Annotated in this window: 12 protein-coding genes; 3 read left to right on the top strand and 9 right to left on the bottom strand. The window is 49.6% G+C overall.

What is annotated here, in order from left to right:
• Positions 1 to 24: 24 nt before the first annotated feature.
• From SY83_RS01135 to SY83_RS01155, 5 genes are all read right to left on the bottom strand, one after another.
• Positions 25 to 993 (bottom strand): ABC transporter ATP-binding protein, encoded by a 969-nt coding sequence (locus SY83_RS01135; RefSeq protein WP_068603472.1) that lies wholly within the window; start codon positions 991 to 993, stop codon positions 25 to 27.
• Positions 986 to 2080 carry an ABC transporter ATP-binding protein gene (locus SY83_RS01140; RefSeq protein ID WP_068603473.1) on the bottom strand — a complete coding sequence of 365 codons (1095 nt, stop codon included), beginning with the start codon at positions 2078 to 2080 and terminating at the stop codon, positions 986 to 988. The genes SY83_RS01135 and SY83_RS01140 overlap by 8 nt, the downstream gene beginning before the upstream one ends.
• 10 nt (positions 2081 to 2090) lie before the next feature.
• Positions 2091 to 3716 carry an ABC transporter permease gene (locus SY83_RS01145; RefSeq protein WP_231891346.1) on the bottom strand — a complete coding sequence of 542 codons (1626 nt, stop codon included), beginning with the start codon at positions 3714 to 3716 and terminating at the stop codon, positions 2091 to 2093.
• 12 nt (positions 3717 to 3728) lie between these two features.
• Entirely contained in the window at positions 3729 to 4652 is a 924-nt protein-coding gene (locus tag SY83_RS01150; RefSeq protein ID WP_068603475.1) for an ABC transporter permease, read from the bottom strand.
• A 110-nt stretch (positions 4653 to 4762) separates the two neighbouring features.
• Positions 4763 to 6427, bottom strand: a complete 1665-nt coding sequence (locus SY83_RS01155) for a glutathione ABC transporter substrate-binding protein (RefSeq protein ID WP_231891347.1) — start codon at positions 6425 to 6427, stop codon at positions 4763 to 4765.
• Between the two features lie 259 nt (positions 6428 to 6686).
• Between SY83_RS01155 and SY83_RS01160 the strand changes: the two genes are divergently transcribed.
• Complete coding sequence (locus tag SY83_RS01160) at positions 6687 to 8786, top strand: sigma-54 interaction domain-containing protein (protein ID WP_068603477.1); 2100 nt, start codon at positions 6687 to 6689, stop codon at positions 8784 to 8786.
• 723 nt (positions 8787 to 9509) lie between these two features.
• Positions 9510 to 10262, top strand: coding sequence for a class I SAM-dependent methyltransferase (locus SY83_RS01165; protein ID WP_068603479.1), 753 nt, complete (start codon positions 9510 to 9512; stop codon positions 10260 to 10262).
• Between the two features lie 199 nt (positions 10263 to 10461).
• Here SY83_RS01165 and SY83_RS01170 read toward each other — a convergent pair whose 3' ends face one another.
• Entirely contained in the window at positions 10462 to 11256 is a 795-nt protein-coding gene (locus tag SY83_RS01170; RefSeq protein ID WP_068610728.1) for an SDR family NAD(P)-dependent oxidoreductase, read from the bottom strand.
• A gap of 135 nt (positions 11257 to 11391) precedes the next feature.
• A complete protein-coding gene (locus SY83_RS01175; RefSeq protein ID WP_068603480.1) occupies positions 11392 to 12414 on the bottom strand; it encodes a helix-turn-helix transcriptional regulator in 1023 nt (340 codons plus the stop codon).
• 133 nt (positions 12415 to 12547) lie between these two features.
• On the opposite strand from SY83_RS01175, the gene SY83_RS01180 reads away from it, so the two are divergent.
• Positions 12548 to 13483, top strand: coding sequence for a sensor domain-containing diguanylate cyclase (locus tag SY83_RS01180; RefSeq protein WP_231891348.1), 936 nt, complete (start codon positions 12548 to 12550; stop codon positions 13481 to 13483).
• 33 nt (positions 13484 to 13516) lie between these two features.
• On the opposite strand, the gene rpoN is transcribed toward SY83_RS01180, so the two are convergent.
• Positions 13517 to 14812, bottom strand: a complete 1296-nt coding sequence (gene rpoN, locus SY83_RS01185; RefSeq protein ID WP_197479930.1) for an RNA polymerase factor sigma-54 — start codon at positions 14810 to 14812, stop codon at positions 13517 to 13519.
• Positions 14813 to 15101: 289 nt separating this feature from the next.
• Positions 15102 to 17270 (bottom strand): ADP-ribosylglycohydrolase family protein, encoded by a 2169-nt coding sequence (locus SY83_RS01190; protein WP_068603484.1) that lies wholly within the window; start codon positions 17268 to 17270, stop codon positions 15102 to 15104.
• Between the last annotated feature and the right edge of the window lie 41 nt (positions 17271 to 17311).

Below are 17311 nucleotides of genomic sequence, written 5' to 3' on the forward strand. Positions count from 1 at the left end.
TTCTGTAGCGCCACTAAGTAAAGCTTAAGTATATAAATGGCAAGCGACCGAGCGGCCGCCGCCCATATCTGTCATCTCTGGTCGAACGGACTTGCAGTGCTCCATCACCTGGGGACAACGTGTCCAAAAAGCGCAGCCCTTCGGCGGATCGGCAGGCGAAGGCACATCGCCTTTCAGCACAATCCGTTCTTTGACCGCCTTCGGGTGGGAACGGGGAATGGCGGACAGCAATGATTGCGTGTAAGGATGCAGCGGTCGCTCATACAGCGCTTTGGCCGGAGCAAGCTCCGCCATCCTTCCGAGATACATGACCCCGATGCGGTGTGAAATGTGCTTCACAACAGCAAGATCATGAGAGATGAACAAGAAGCCGACCTGCAGCTCCTTCTGCAAATCCGTCATCAAGTTGATAATCTGGGATTGAATGGAGACATCCAGAGCCGATACCGGTTCGTCGGCCACGACGACCTGCGGGCGTAACACCAGTGCGCGGGCGATACATATACGCTGACGCTGTCCGCCGGAAAATTCATGCGCATAACGGTGCAACTGTCCGCTGTTGAGTCCGCACAGCTCCATCACTTCCCGGATGCGCGTTAATTGCTCCGCCCGGCTGCCGATGCCGTGCGCTTCAAGCGGTTCCCGCAGAATACGTTCGACGGTCATACGCGGATTCAGAGACGAGTACGGATCCTGGAACACCATTTGCATATTCCGGCGTCTCGACCTTAACGCGTCCGCGTCCAATCCGGACAGGTCTTCTCCCTGGAACCGAACAATGCCGTCCGTAGGTCGAATCAGTTGCATGACCGCGCGTCCGGTTGTGGACTTTCCGCAACCCGACTCCCCGACGATGCCCAGCGTCTCGCCGCGCCCCAGCTGAAAGGACACGTCATCTACCGCTTTGACGTAGCCTGTTGTTTTGCGGAGAAGTCCGCTTTTGATTGGAAAATAGACTTTCAGATTCTGTACATCCAGCAATGATTCATTCATGGAAACCGGCACCTCCCTGCGATTGCGACCTGTTGCCGCTTCCGCTTCCTGCTGTAACCCCAGACACAACGTTGCTTTCCAAGCCATGGCCGATTGCGGCACCGCCCGCATACGCCGTTTCAGACGCCATCCAGCAACGTACCCGATGCCCGCCTCCCAGATCACTCAGCTCCTGTTCCTGCTCTCTGCACACATCTACCGCATAGTTACAACGCGCGGCAAAGCGGCAGCCCTGCACGACAGTCCCTGCCTGAGGGACCTGGCCCGGAATCGAAAACAAACGGTCGCGCTCTTCCTCCAGATTCGGAATCGATTGCATTAAGCCGCGGGTGTAGGGATGCATCGGCCGCTCGAATAACGTATCCGCATCGGCTTCTTCAACGATTTCCCCCGCATACATCACCATCACGCGGTCGCACATCTCCGCGATGACGCCCAGATCATGCGTAATCAGCATAATTGAAGTGCCCGTTTGCTCCTTTAAACCTTTCATCAAATCAAGAATTTGCGCTTGAATCGTTACGTCCAAAGCCGTAGTCGGTTCGTCGGCGATCAGCAGCTGCGGCCGGCAAGCCAGCCCCATCGCGATCATGACGCGCTGCCGCATCCCGCCGGACAACTGAAACGGAAAGGATTTATAGATCTGCTCCGCACGGGCAATTCCTACCGTTTTTAACATCTCTATGGAAATCTCACGGGCTTCGCTATTCGATACATTCCGATGCAGCAGCAGCACTTCATCCATCTGCTTGCCGATCCGAAACACCGGATTCAGCGATGTCATCGGCTCCTGGAAAATCATCGAGATATCATTGCCCCGCACTTTGCGCATCTCCTGGTCGCTGAGCTTGAGCAAATCCTTGCCGTTCAACCGCACGGTACCGGCGCTGATCCGACCCGGAGGAGAAGGAATTAACCGCATAATCGACAAGGAGGTCATGCTCTTCCCGCAACCGGATTCCCCTACAACGCCGAGCGTCTCTCCTTTGCGGATATTGAACGTGATGCCTTTAACGACCTTGAATTCTTTGCCTTCATTCTTCAGTGTAACTTCCAGATTTTCCACTTCCAGCACATGATCCGTCATGTTCGACCTCCTAATCTTTCAGCTTCGGATCGAGCGCGTCGCGCAAACCGTCCCCAAGAATGTTAAAGCACAGTACCGTTACGAGAATGGCTAATCCGGGGAACAAAATCGGAAATAACAACCCCGAGCTGTTATTCTTCGCGGCATTCAGCATGGCGCCCCACTCGGGAGCCGTAACATCCGCGCCCAAGCCCAGATAGCTGAGCCCCGCGCCGATCAGAATCGCGCTTCCGATCCGCATCGTCAGATAAATCATAATGACCGACAGCGTTCCGGGAAAGATATGGCGGCGAATGATAACGGAATCCTTCACGCCGATCGAACGGGCCGCTTCAACATACGTCATTTCCTTGAGCGAAAGCACGCTGCCGCGGACGATTCGAGTGAAGATCGGCACGGTGAAGGTGGCCACCGCCAGGATGACGTTGATCGTACCCGGACCCAGCACCGCGATGACGAAGATCGCCAGCAGCATGCCCGGAAAGGATAGCAGGATATCGGCGCCCCGCGTGATAAGCATGTCGAGTTTGCCGCCGTAGTAACCGGACAGCAGACCGAACAGAACGCCGATTGCCGCACCCACAAATACGCTGACAAATCCGATAATCAAGGTCTGCTGCGTTCCGGCGATAATCCGGGATAAGATGTCCCGGTTCGCATGATCCGTTCCGAACGGGTGGCGCTCGGATGGCGGCTGATGTTTGTACAAATCCTCAAGCGAAGCATAGGACTCTTTAAGCGTAAGAGCGGTGAGCACCGGGGCCTGCACCTCCGCCCCTCCTGCAATGCCCGCGCCTACCGGAACAATCAGGAGCGAAGCGGTTTGCCCCGCCGACACCTTCACAATCCCCGTTCCGTTGCGATTGGCGCTAATCTCCCCTTCCGGCGTTACACCGACAACCAGAGGCGTCAAGGATTCATAGCTCAATCCTTCTTGGGCCTTAGCTGCATCCGAGGTTACGAAGCCGTTATCGGCTTTCTTCTCCTTACCGGCTCCCTCCGCAGCCGCCTGCTTCGCCACCGCCTCAGAGTTAGCCAGCCGGGTTCCGTCGGTCAGCACACCGCTTAACGCCGCGGCAACCGTGTCTCCAATGGCCAGCGGCGCTTCCAGCGGCTGCACGAACAGCTGCGATAACTGCGGCGAACGCGCATCAGCGGATACGCCCACTTCTACGACGGCGGACACGTCTCCGCTGCGCAGCACGACGGCCGTATTACCGCGCGTCACCGCGCGCAGCACGATCCCGCCGTCTGCTCCGGCAGCGGAGCGCAGCACTTCGCGCTTCACCGCTTCGGCCGTGAGTTTCGGCACGGCGTCCACCGTTGTGCCGTCGCTCATCAATCCTTGAACGGGTACCTTCCACTCTGTCAGGGAAGCAATGTTAATGCCTTTGGCGTCATATTGATCCGTCACCGGCCGGTCCGGCGTGTAAGGCGTCAGGAACGGCGAGAAGATCCCAGTTAATACGATGAGTACTATGACAATACCGGCAATGACCGCCAGCCTTTGTTTCATGAACTTCGTCTTGAAAGCACGAAAAGGGGTGTAAACCGGTTCTGCCGCCGGATCGGTCGGCACAGCCCCCTTTTTCCCGAAGATGGAGAAAGGAGAAGTGGATGTTGGGCTAGGTTTCATGGCGTTTCTCCTTTAGTCATAACGAATTTGCGGATTCAGCAGCCCGTAGCTGATGTCCACCAGCAGGTTGACGATCAGGAACTGAAATGAAAACAGCAGTATTAATGCCTGGACAACGGGATAATCCCGGCTTGAGATGGAATCGACTAGCAGCGCGCCCAACCCCGGATATGCGAATACGCTTTCAACGACCGAAGCGCCGCCGATGAGAAACCCGAACTGCAAGCCTGTCATCGTGACGACCGGGATTAACGCGTTACGCAGGACGTGAGACCAGACGACTACCCGTTCTTTCTGACCTTTGGCACGGGCGGTACGCACATAATCTTCTCTCAACACTTCCAGCACAGAGGCTCTTGTGAACCGGGCAATGACGGCCGCGACACCCAAGCCTAAAGTCAGAGAAGGCAGCAGGAGATGCTTCCACGTGCCGGCGCCGCCGGAAGGCAGCCATCCGAGCTGTACGGAGAACACTTGCACGAGCACCATGCCGAACCAGAATTCGGGAACGCTGAGCGCAGTGATGGTCGATACCATACCAATCCGATCCCATATCGTATTACGTTTTGTTGCCGAAATGATGCCCGCGAGCAGCCCGAACAAGATCGCCCATCCCATCGCCACCATCGTAAGCACCGCGGTAGACCAGCCTCGTTCCATTAACTGTCCCGCCACATCCGACTTGGTTCGGTAAGACTTGCCGAAATCCCCTTGGCTGACAATGTTCCACAGATAGCGCCCATATTGCACGACCACATGATCGTCGAACCCTTCCAACGCTCTGTATTTCTCATATGTAGCTTTATCCAGATCATTACCGTAAATAATCCGAATCGGATCCGACGGGGTCAGACGTATGAGCATGAATGACAGAACCGATACGATGAGAAGAATCGGGATGATGCCGAAGATCCGCTTGACGATAAAACTTAGCAACCGACTCCCTACTTTCTTTGTTTAAAATGTCCGTTGCCAGGCGGATATGCGCCCTTAAACGGAAAGGCAGACCCGACACCTTCAGGCGCCGGGACCGCGATTTTCCAGAACTATTCTTTCGTAACGTTGTTCAGATCCATGTAACCGTTAGGAATGATGACTACGTTAGCCACATTCTTGCGCTTGCCCACGATAGACTCCGGGCTGTACAGGAACGTCCATGCTGCGTCTTCAAAAATAATCTTTTGCACATTAGCATAAATCTCTTGCGTTTTCGCCGCATCCGGCGTAGCCAAAGCCTCATCCAGAAGCTTATCTACCTCTTTATTTACGTAGAAGTTACTGTTGTTGTAGTTCGGCGGGATGCGGGTGGAGTGGAAGTTCGGACGCAATCCCCAATCCGCTTCGCCTGTACCCGGGGACCAGCGGCCAATGTACATATCCGTTTCTTTACCTGCATCCAGCTTGTCGAACATCGTACCGGACTCCAGCGGAACTACTTTGGCGTTGATGCCGATTTTGCTTAATTGAATAGAAACATTCTCGGCTACCGCGATAAATTCGGTCTCGTTACGAGTCCATAGCGTCGCGTCAAAACCTTTCTCGTAACCGCCTTTTTTCATCAGTTCTTTCGCTTTTTCCACATCGAATGCGTAAGGGGTTTGCGCGGTATAACCGACTACGTTAGGCGCGATTGCGGAATCGGCGATGCGGCCGTAACCGTTCACGACTTGCGCGATCAACTGCTCTTTATCCAGCGCGTAGTTCATCGCCTGACGCACATCTTTGTTGTATTGCTTCTTCGTTATATTGGCGCCCACGTAGTACACGTCCATGGACGGGGTTTTGCTGATATCCAGATCCGCGCTGCCTTCAAGCTCTTTGGCGCTTAAGGAAGGCACATTTTTCACGATGTCCAGTTCGCCTGTTTTCAACATGTTAATACGTGTGCTTGCCTCTGTAACCGGCTTGTATGTAATGCTCTCGAGCTTGGCTTTGCCCTCCGCATTCCAATAACCGTCATAAGGGACCACTTTCACATACTGACCGTCTTTCCACTCCGCGAACTTGTAAGGACCTGTGCCTACCGGCGAACGATCCAGGTTATAGTTCGGATCTTTCTTCTTCTTATCCAGCTCCAGCGGGGAAATGACGGATCCTGCGGAATGCGTCATGTAAGCCGCCATCGCGGAGTTCGCGTCCTTGGAGGAGATCGTCAAATGAAGCTCATCCACCACTTTAATATCTTCAATGAAGGAGAAGAAGCTGGCGCGGGCCATCTTGTTATCCTTGTTGCGCACGAAATCCAGACCGTCTTTCACGACTTGAGCCGTCAGCTTGGAACCGTCGTGGAACGTTACGCCTTCACGAAGGGTGAAAGTTACGGACTTCGCATCCGGGCTTACGACATATTCCGTTGCAAGCAACGGTTGAATTTTCATGTTCTGATCCAATTTCAGCAAGCCTTCGAACATGGAACCTTGAACACCGGTGGAGTTGCCGTCTGTCGAGTTAAACGGGTTCATGGAAGTCGGCTCCGCTTCAATCCCTACAGTCAACGTTTGCGGTACCGGCGCGGGTTCCGGCTCAGGCGCAGGCTCTTCCGTCTTCGCCGCGTTCGTTCCGGTGTTGCCTTCTTTCGCTTCCGTGTTCTCCGGTGTGTTTCCGTTGTTACTGTTACAAGCGGTAAGCCATGTCAGAGACAACATCAGAACAAGCAACATGCCAAGCCATTTACGATTTCTCAAATACTCCATCCCCTTCTCAAACCCCATATTGTTAAGAAATTTCCCCTCGTGATGATTCGAAATCCCTTTGACTATACCTTAAGCAACATCTGTGCCAACTTCAGGGAATGTGAACTTAAATGACATTCAAAATCTTTCTCCCTGCCGATAACGATATTAAAACGCTTACTTACTTTACGAAAAATTTACATTGATAGATTAGCTGACATTTTGCTAGAATATGGTCATAGATGGTTCCTTGATGGTTTACCAATTTCGGTTTTAACAGGAAGGAGCAACATAAACGATGGCCCAAATCCTCACCCTGCTTGCCGGCACCAAAGAAACGCGGAAAACACTGCATGCTCAATTGGAAGATATTCTGGGCAATTATGTCCGGGCTGAAAGCTTTTCCTTGGAGGAACAGGATATTCCGTCCGTGATACATGATCGAATGATCATTCTCTCGTCCCATTTGATCGAGGAGGAAGTCTCTCCTTTTATCGGGCAAGGCTGTCATGTCATTACCGCCGACCGGATCACCAATTACGAGCACATCGATAAACTTTTGCAACTCCCCAAGGGCACGCGCGCTCTTTATGTCAATGACTTTCCTGAAACCGTTTCGGAATCCATTACCAACCTGCTGGAGCTCGGCATTGACAACATTGAGTACATTCCCTATTTTCCAGGCAAAAAAAACCTGCACCGCGTCCCCCTGGCCATCACACCCGGCGAATTCGAGCTTGTTCCCGAATATGTGACTGACATTATTAACATCGGACCGAGGCTCATTGACATTACAACCATTACGGAAATCATCCGGTTTCTGCAATTGCCGGCGGCGGTAGGTCGAGAGATCTCGAACCGTTTTACAGGCAAAATCATTGAACTCAGCAAGAAACTGGCACTCACCAACGCTGAAACCGAGCAATTGAACGATCATTTCAAGCATGTGCTGAACGGTGTCAATGACGGCATTATGGCGTTGGACACCCGGGGACGGATCACTGTATTTAATGAAATTATGGAGACGGCTTCTCGGATGTCCTCGCGTTATGCGATCGGCAGGCCTTTAGTGGAAGTCATTCAACATCCGGAATTGGTGAAATATATCGTTGGCGAATCGGACCCCGGCGGGCAATGCTTTGCATTGAATCAGACGGATTTTATGGTCGAGAAGCTTCATTTGAAAACCGAGGACAGTATCGTGGTTACGTTCAAGGACATGCATGAGACGATCAAAATGGAGCGCACCTTACGCCGCGAGCTGGTCAAGAAGGGCTTTGTGGCCAAGTACAGCTTTCAGGACATTATCGGGGACAGCCCGCTGCTCAACAAGACCAAAGATGTGGCGGCCAAGCTGGCCAAGACGGATCTCACGGTGCTGATTGAAGGGGAAAGCGGCACCGGTAAGGAGCTTTTTGCCAGCGCCATGCACAACGCGTCGTTTCGGAATCAACAGACATTCCTGGCCATTAACTTTAGCGCTTTATCCGAGGATTTAATTGAGAGCGAGCTGTTCGGGTATGAGGAAGGAGCGTTTACGGGGGCCAAAAAAGGCGGTAAAACCGGTCTCTTCGAGCAAGCCAACGGCGGCACCATCTTCCTCGATGAAATCGGGGACATCTCATTAAAGCTGCAGGCGAGGTTGCTTCGGGTGCTGCAAGAGAAGGAAATTATGCGGATTGGCGGCAGCAAAATCATCCCTATTGACGTGCGGGTCATCGCCGCAACCAATAAAGACCTTCTGCAGATGATTGATTTGGGCAAATTTCGGGAGGATTTGTATCACCGCTTGAAGGTGCTCTATCTGCATCTGCCGGAGCTTCGAAAGCGCAAGGAAGATATTTCGCGGTTGATTCGCCATTTCACTCGTGTTACGGGCCGCGACAGCGTGGTCATTCTGCCTGAAGTATTGCACCGGTTAACGCAATATGAATGGTTCGGCAATATCCGCGAATTAAAGAATACGCTGGATTACATGCTGGCGGTATGCGACGGCGACGTGGTTACGCTGGACGACATCCCGGAGGAGCATTTCTTCCAGCGGAGCGCGGCCGGGAACCGGGGCGAGCTGGTGTACCGCTCCGACGGCACGGCTGTGGGCGGCTCACGCGAGAGTGACGCGGTTGTGGCGATCTCGGATGAGGAGGAATTATTATTCATCCTCGAGACGGTGTATCTGTACAACCGCAAGGGCGAGCCTGTGGGCCGGCAGAAGATTTCGGAGAAATCTTCCCGAAGCTCGCGTCCGCTGAGCGAGCAGCAGATTCGCCACCGGGTTGATCAGCTGGAGCAGGACGGCTATCTGATCGTGAGCCGCGGCCGTACCGGGATTAAGCTGACGCAGTCGGGGTTGGGGAAGTTGGTTGCATCGGGCGTTCCGTTGTCGGCGGTGACATAAGGGAGCTTGATGTGTGTTGAAATCTATTGGTGGAGTGATCTACTGTTGCGCGTGTGGGAGGGAAGGGGGTGTGGTTTCGGCCTCTCTTGACTTCGTATTCCCTTCATTAGGTTAAGGCGGTTGGAATACGAAGTCAAAGGATGCACGTAAACTCTACACCACACCCCCGTTCCCTCTTCGGTTCTACCCAGTAGATGGTTCCACCTAAACATTTCAACACACTTTACAAGCGACTTAGGTCACTCCGACAACTTCACTTGGCAAATTAGCGGGTCCCCGGTGAATGCGGGGACCCGCTGGTGTGTTGGTGGTGACATAATGAGATTTATGTGTGTTGAAAGATTTGGCGGAAAGATCTACTGTTGCGCGTGTGGGAGGAAAGGGGGTGTGGTTTCGGCCTCTCTTGACTTCGTATTCACTTGATTAGGTTAAGGCGGTTGGAATACGAATTCAAAGGATGCACGTAAACTCTACACCACACCCCCGTTCCCTCTTCGGTTCTACCCAGTAGATGATTCCACTAAACATTTCAACACACTTTACAAGCGACTTAGGTCACTTTGACAACTTCACTTGGCAAAATAGCGGGTCCCCGGTGAATGCGGGGACCCGCTTCTATGTGGTGAATGAACAATACGGCTATGAACGAGCAGGAAAATAAAAAACACTAGTGGAATATATTGTCGATACATTATCTTAGAGTTCGTTTAGGAGGAAATACTCATGTTGGAATCCATAAAGGAAGAGTATATCTCATCCAATAAGAAAAGTTGGGATGAAGCGGCGCCAAGATTTTTCGGAAGAACCGCGCTTCCTATATACGGTCCATTTCTACCCAAAGAAAACGAACTTAAGCTATTCGGTGATCTTTCGGGTAAGAAGGTTTTAGAAATCGGTTGTGGTAGTGGACACTCCCTGAAATATATGTCCTCGCAGGGAGCCTCAGAGCTTTGGGGAATAGATTTATCCGATACGCAAATTGAGACAGCACGAAACCTGCTCTCGGATTGCACAACTAAATTAAATCTTTTCCAAGGAGCGATGGAAAAGAATCCCGGTATCCCAGTCGAGTATTTTGACATTGTTTATTCAATTTATGCAATTGGTTGGTCTGTGGACTTGCGAATGACACTCCGCAATTTATACGACTATTTGAAGCCCGGTGGAAGTTTTATCTTTAGTTGGGAGCATCCGCTTCACAATCGTTTAAGCCAAAACGGCAATCAAATAATAATTAACAAGTCTTACCATGAAGAGGGTCTTCAGCAGTGTGAACCATGGGATAGTCCGGCTATAATGAATCAATTGAAGCTTAGCACGTATATTAATGAGTTAATTCAAGCCGGCTTTCAAATTGAAAGAGTTGTTGAAGATGTTGTCATCCAAGAGGAAATAAATTCGGATGCAGTGTGGTACACACATCAAAAGGCAGTATTAATTCCTCCCGCTTTTATTATAAAGTGTACAAAAAAGTAAGGAGTAAAATAGATGCGAAGGGATTTCAAATTAATCTTGGTTTATGGGTTAATTAAATGATTCTTATGGGCAGTCAGTCCTTTTGAGTTGTTGTCTAGAATCGACTAAAGACTTCAAAAGAGAAACCACTCCATATTGAATAGGAGTGGTTCATTCCATATACCTCCACAACCACAAGGATATCAATACAAGGCAATGATCAAAAAATAGTTGGGATCATTCCCCCGTCCATACGGATCGGAGAACCTTTAAAGGCCGAAGCATAAGGACTGCACACAAATGCAGTTAATCTGCCTATCTCCATTGGCCTGATAAAGCGCTGTATTTCAGATTGAGGCAGATTCGTGGTCATGAAATCTTTCTCTTTTTCGGAAAAAGTCATATTGGTATCAGGATAGATCCCCTCAATGATTTGTTGTACATTCTCAGAGAGTGTCGGTCCTGGCATGATCGTATTGACAGTAACTTCTGTTCCTCTTGTTAATTTGGATAAACTTTTGGATAAGGATAATAGCATCGACTTGGTCATACAATACTGCGGCATTTGCCCCGAAGGCATCACGGCTTCTTCACTTGCAATAAAGATGATGCGGCCATAATCCTCTTTTAACATGTTGGGCAGATAAAATTTAGTTAATCCGTTTGCAGCAAGAACATTCGTACGGAAGTATTTGTCCCATACCTCATCGTCAACGTCCTCATAATTCATGATTTCATAGATACCCATGTTGTTAACTAGAATATCCACTTTGGGGTATTGTCTAAATAAAGCTTCTCTTTGCTCAAGATCCACAAGATCGGCTGCAGCATTCTGAGGAGAAGTCGCAGGGAAATTCAACTTGATCTCATTTACAGTTCGTTCTGCCTCTTCATAATTTCGGCCGTTAATGAATACATGAACACCTTCTTTGGCAAGCTCCATCGCAATTGCTTTACCTATACCTCGCGTTGATCCTGTAACTAAAGCTGTTTTGTTATGTAATCCCATATCCATCATACATCGCCCTCATCATTCTGTGTCTTTCACATTCTGTGATAGGGATTATACTACCTTGTCCGGATTGTTCAGTAACTAGCTTTATACGCCAAGGTTCTTGTGTCACACGCCAATCATACAACCCGGGAAGGGCTAGAGCCGCATCGCCCTAGTAGCAGCGTGTTTATTACGCCAATTCGAAGGAGTATCGCCTTCCCAAAGTCGGAAAGCGCGATAGAACGAGTTCTGGTCTTCATATCCGATCAAGAAAGCCACTTCCTTAATACCGAGCGAGGGATCGGCCAAGTAAGCTCGCGCCTGTTCATGTCTAGCTTGGGTTAGCAGAAGCTTGAAGCTTGTTTGGTCATCCGTCAGCCGGCGCTGCAAAGTACGGCCGCTCATATTCAGCTCTTTAGCCACCGTCTTAATGTCGGGTTGTCTCCCTGGGAGACTCCGTATCATAATCCATTTGACCGTCTCGGCAATGGATTGATTACGCTTATGCTCATCCAAGGATTGGTCCAGAACAGGAGTCAGCATCTGCAGTAACTCTTCGTTGTATGAGATAAAGGCGAGGTCCAAATCCCGCCGATGTAACGATAACCGGTTACTCTGCGCACCCGACCGAATAGGACAACCGAAATAAGCTTCAAGCAGCTGCACATCCCCCATAGGTTGCGAAAATTCGACGAACTGCGCATTCAAAGGTTGACCTGTGCCACGACGCCCAAGCTCCAGAAGAAAGGCCAATGTGATACCAACCAAGATCGGCGGGCCGGCTAGACCGGTAGACAACCATTCGAGTTCGATTACACAGTGCTCCCCCTCCTCTGTAATAAGCAAGCCTTCCGGTGGACACAGTTGTTTGTAGCGAGCCATCCTGTACAGAGCATCCCGATAGTCACGAGCGTGATAAGTCGCCATAACGGGCGGCGGGTATTTCGTTGTATCGAAAGCGGTGGCGAGGTTGATAATCGCTTCGGCCGTATCACCGAATAAATCTGAATAAGCCTGCCATATCGCAAAATATTGGGAAATCGTTACTTCCGGCTGAGTCATAATAGTAAGAGGCAATTGTGCTTTACGAGCTACTTCTTGGGCAGTCATCCCTAATTGCTGTAATCCCTCCCAAAAACCCTTTGGAAATTTAATACGCTCAGAAGTATGAGTTTTCATATATGGCCTCCTTCACAAACTTCTAAACTATATAGAATACCCTATTCAATTCTAGTATAATTGGATAGAGTAACGCTATTCTAGCACAAGACCTCATGGGAGCGTGGTTACCATTCAAATATCCATAAACGAGATGCAATATTACAAAAATTTTGATGAAATCGCCAGAGACATATTAGCCATGGCCAAAGAGTCTCTGCCCGACAGGCTTATTTACTTAACTTCTTTTGCCAGAAAAAAACAAATGATTCTTAAGCTTTCCGAACCGAACCCGAGCATTCATATTCATGAAGGCATGGTTATCGATATAAACGACACGGTTTGTAATCAAATTGATTTTGACAATAATGCACCTTTAATCTATGAGGATATGAGTAGGGAAACGAAACTGGATGACTTGAGACAAGCCCTGATCGGCGCGAATATTAATTCCTATCTAGGTGTTCCCATCATTCTTTCTAATGGCGAGGCATTCGGTACGCTGTGCGCTGTTCATACCCATGCCAATACAATTACCGCGAAGAGCACGAATACGATCCAAACTATCGCCAAAATGTTCTCCTATTATCTAGACTTAGAGCGTCTGGCTTATCGAGATTCCTTAACCGGTCTCTATAATCGTCAGTTTCTATATAAATATTTTGAAGAAAAGTTTGGTACCGGCGGAGCTTTATTCTTTCTTGATTTGGATGGTTTTAAGAATATTAACGACAGTTACGGACATGAAGCGGGAGATTTCATATTACGGGAAGTTGCTTTAAGGCTTGAGGGTTTCGTTCAGCGGCACAATGGTGTCGCGGTTAGATTAGGCGGAGATGAATTCGTCATTAACCTGATTGATCACTTGAGCAAAGAAGAATGGGGTAAGCACGCGGAATATTTACTCTCTCAATTATCTTCTTGGGATATTCCATTGGAAGGGTTTCAATTGTCTGTCAGTATCGGGATTGCCCTTTATGCTCCAAGCGACGGCAACCCGTTGAAAGTCGTACTCAAACAGGCGGATAATGCTTTGTATTCGGCCAAAGCCATGGGTAAGAACACCTATCAATTCAACCCCGACCTATGAAAATTAAGTACTCCGCTGAAAGTTCACCTTCAACTATTCAGTTGATTTCCGTACACTCGAAGGCAGAATCCTAAGCTCCTCCCTGTACTTTGCGACCGTGCGGCGGGCGATGTGGACGCCTTCGTCCTGGAGAAGCTCCGCGATTTTCTGGTCAGACAGGGGCTTGCGGCGATCTTCCTGATCCACCAGAAGTTTGATTCTAGATTTAATTCCTCTGGAGGAAGCCGCTTCGCCGGACATGGTTTGGAGACCCGAGGAGAAGAAGTACTTGAGTTCATATATACCTGCGGGCAGCTTCACGAATTTTCCGGCAATAGCCCGGCTCACTGTGGATTCATGCAGGTTCAGACGTTCCGAGATCACCTTTAAATTCATTGGCTTCAAATATCGCTCGCCTCTGCGCAGAAAATCCATTTGTTCTTCCACGATGGTTTCAATGACCCGAACCAATGTTTTCTTCCGATGATCCAGGCTCCGCATTAACCAATCCGCCGAACGTTCCCGTTCCTTCAGAAAACTCGAAGTTTCCTTACATATTAAATCCCATTTCACACCTTGATAGAATGTGCTTAAAGTTACCTTGGGCATATACCGCTCATTCATTCGAATGACGTATTGACCGGGCTCCACCGCGTCAATGTAAGCATCCGGAACGATATAGTGGGTTTGCTTCGGAGCGCATGAAGTTCCTGGTTTCGGATCCAATGAGCGGATGTAACGAAGCGCGTCGCTCACCATTGCCACCGGAACCTTCAATGCCTGTGCGGCCACAGCCAGTTTTCCTTGTGCTACTCCCTCGAGATGCGAAGTAATTACCGCCTCCGCCAACGGATGCGCATCGGCATCCCTTCGCACCTGGAGCAGCAAACATTCCGCTAGATTTCTGGCGGCAACCCCCGCCGGCTCAAAGCTCTGAACTTGATGTAACGCTGCTTTTAACAAATCTATAGTATATCCAGTCGTCAAAGCGATCTCTTCCAGCGACGTCTCCAGGTATCCTTGCTCTCCCAGACTGCCCGCCAGAAACACCGCTGCGTCATAAACATCCACCGAAAGCGTCAACACATTCAATTGACCTATGAGTTGCTGCTCCAACGTCTCTCCTGCAGCCTGAATCCGGCTAAATGGATCATACTCTCCACTGAACTGCCCCGATGAACGATTTACTGTCTTCCCGCGTTCGTAACGGTATTCCAATTCCAACAAAGGATTATCCCGCGTTTCCTCTTCAAGATAACGAGTGAGCTCATATCCTGACATTTGCAAAATCTGCACCGACTGACGTAATTCAGGGGTTAACGCAAGCTTGTATGTTTGTTCTTGATTCAATCTGAGTTCTACCGCCATGCTATCATCCGTCCTTCCTTACTTTCGGCCTTATTCATTTATTTTAAAAGTTATGTCATGGAATGTAAAGTAACATTTTGATAAAGTAATACAATATTGAATGCGCTTAACCTAACATGTAGCTTACAAATTGGTTTATATAAATGCACCAACAACACCCATTCACCAATAAAATTTAGATTAAATGTCATATATCCTAACACAAATGAAAATAGCCCATGCATAGATACATGGGCTATCCTCAAAAGCATTAGTGAATTGTTAATTACGGCTATATTCCCTTTACGGAAAACTTTTTGTAATGCGTATGACTACCTCCTGTATTGGCGAAACCAACCTGTCCTGTCAAATAGGGTTGGTCGGCGTCCTCAAACTGGAGCAGTTCCTGACCGTCAACACTCGCCGTAATGCACGCACCCTGGACCTGTACCGAAATGTGATAATCTCTTCCATGAGTCCATTCATAAGGACAAGAGGCCAGCACTTGATACCCGTTCGTATTTTTGGAAAGGATCAATTGATTGTCCGAACCAAACCCGACAGCGTAGGAGCGAATTCCGCCTTGAACCCGTACCAAGAGTTGATGATGATCACCAGTAAGAGGATGAACAACGGCCTCATAAATATAATCTTTCCATGCAATATCACCGGTGTAACATTCAGCAGTTTCCCCGTAGTAACTTCCGGAGAGTTCACCGTCTTCCAGCGTCCACAATCCGCGAAGATACGTACATTGACTTACCTCAATATGAAGACCATACCAGCGTTCCAACCGCTCATGCTTGAAATCCACAGCGTAGTTAGGACTACCTGTAAAGTTGAAATGATCGAGGTAGGCGACCAAGTTTGAAGACCAGCCTTCCGATGGTATGAATTCGACTCCCGCTTGCTCTAGACATACGTTTTCCATATAAGGTATGGAATAACTTATCGACGTCCACTCGCCAGGCACAAGCGAAACTAGATCTCCATAATGTCTGACACCCGCGTTACCGTCCTTAACATACAGACGCGCTTGAATCCCCAGCCCGACGAAATCCGGAACCATCACTTTGGCTTCTATCGTTTGTCCGGGATACAACAGCGGTGAGAAGCTCGGATCATAACGGCTGTCGTTGAAATCGCTTGGACGGTAGTAGGTTTGATGATATACACGGTATCCGTATCCCCCGTTAACCCGATCAAAGAAGACTTTCAACGAACGGGATCCCGTTGCCGCGGCATCCGTTGTATTTGTTACGGTACTGGTAACGTGAACTCCGCTTTCATCGGAATCCGTACGAAAAGCATGCGTGGAACCGGCGTATTCGAAGTGGAATCGCGCAGCAGTTCCGCTAAGAATGGAGCTCCATTCTCCAGGGGCTTCCTCGCCTGCAATCTTGTAACCAAGATTAGCGATATAGGATGCGCACCATGGAATATCCAAGATGTTCAATGCACCGATGACGCTGGAGCAACACAGGAAATCGTTAATCGGCTCCCGCCATGACGATTCAATGCCTTCCAGACCGTTACGGACACCCATAATTGTTCCTACATTGGCAACATTACAGTCCGTATCCCATCCGCACATATTGCAAATATTAATCGCTCTCGAAAAATCCCCTTCGCCGTAAAGCAAGGAAAGTACAATGACGGCGGCGTTAGGTATAATGTGGCATTCCCCAGGGTACAAGTCATACCCGAAATGATCTCTGACATAGAAGAAGGCTTCCCGCCAGTTCTCCGGATGTTCTCTGTGGTATTCCATAACCGCCTTAGTCATCCGTGTAAACTCGCAATCGTCCGGAATCACGGATAACCCCGCGTTCAGGATATTCCCCATATCCTTCGTGTTGAATGCCGCAGCGATACAAGCCGCGATAAACATCCCGCCGTATTTGCCGTTCCCGTCATGGGACACGCTGGCGATCTTCTCCGCGTATTCCGCGGCTAAACGTGGGTTTCCAGGTGCGATTAATCCCCATACATCAATAAAGATTTGTCCGCCAATCTGCTCCGCTACCGCTTTACCGTTCTGCTCGATGGAACCGGATTGCGGTGCCATGATTCCATTTTTCAAGTTGAGATAGGCTGTATGCTCTGTGGATTTACCGTAGCCTCCCCACCAGTAGAACCCGTGGCCGTCCGGCGCATAATTCAGCCATGTCAGCCCCATCTGCTCCGCCGTAATCTCGCCAGTATGCGTATAATCCTCCAATGCGCGCAGAAAGAACATAGGTCCATTCGTATCATCGTCCGCGGCAAAGTTCTTGAATTGATGAAGATAACCTGTAATTTCACCAAACGTTCTTTCGATCCGGTCATACGACCACTGCTCAATATTGCCCCCGTGGCGCACCCCGATTACCTTGCCTAACCAGCCTGCATAAACCTTTTCGATATAATCCGCCGGAATCGTATGTTTCGTTGACTCCTTAGCTTGTTCAAGTGTATTCATTCTTCCATGCCTCCCATGCTTGAGCGTTCTCATCATAAACT

Source organism: Paenibacillus swuensis (assembly GCF_001644605.1).
GTDB lineage: Bacteria > Bacillota > Bacilli > Paenibacillales > DY6 > Paenibacillus_N > Paenibacillus_N swuensis.

Bases quoted from the DNA above. Each gene is read 5' to 3' on its own strand.
- SY83_RS01190 (WP_068603484.1), bottom strand. From the start codon at position 17,270: ATGAATACACTTGAACAAGCTAAGGAGTCAACGAAACATACGATTCCG.
- SY83_RS01175 (WP_068603480.1), bottom strand. From the start codon at position 12,414: ATGAAAACTCATACTTCTGAGCGTATTAAATTTCCAAAGGGTTTTTGG.
- SY83_RS01160 (WP_068603477.1), top strand. From the start codon at position 6,687: ATGGCCCAAATCCTCACCCTGCTTGCCGGCACCAAAGAAACGCGGAAA.
- SY83_RS01165 (WP_068603479.1), top strand. From the start codon at position 9,510: ATGTTGGAATCCATAAAGGAAGAGTATATCTCATCCAATAAGAAAAGT.
- SY83_RS01135 (WP_068603472.1), bottom strand. From the start codon at position 993: ATGAATGAATCATTGCTGGATGTACAGAATCTGAAAGTCTATTTTCCA.
- SY83_RS01145 (WP_231891346.1), bottom strand. From the start codon at position 3,716: ATGAAACCTAGCCCAACATCCACTTCTCCTTTCTCCATCTTCGGGAAA.
- SY83_RS01170 (WP_068610728.1), bottom strand. From the start codon at position 11,256: ATGGATATGGGATTACATAACAAAACAGCTTTAGTTACAGGATCAACG.
- SY83_RS01180 (WP_231891348.1), top strand. From the start codon at position 12,548: ATGCAATATTACAAAAATTTTGATGAAATCGCCAGAGACATATTAGCC.
- SY83_RS01140 (WP_068603473.1), bottom strand. From the start codon at position 2,080: ATGACGGATCATGTGCTGGAAGTGGAAAATCTGGAAGTTACACTGAAG.
- SY83_RS01155 (WP_231891347.1), bottom strand. From the start codon at position 6,427: ATGGGGTTTGAGAAGGGGATGGAGTATTTGAGAAATCGTAAATGGCTT.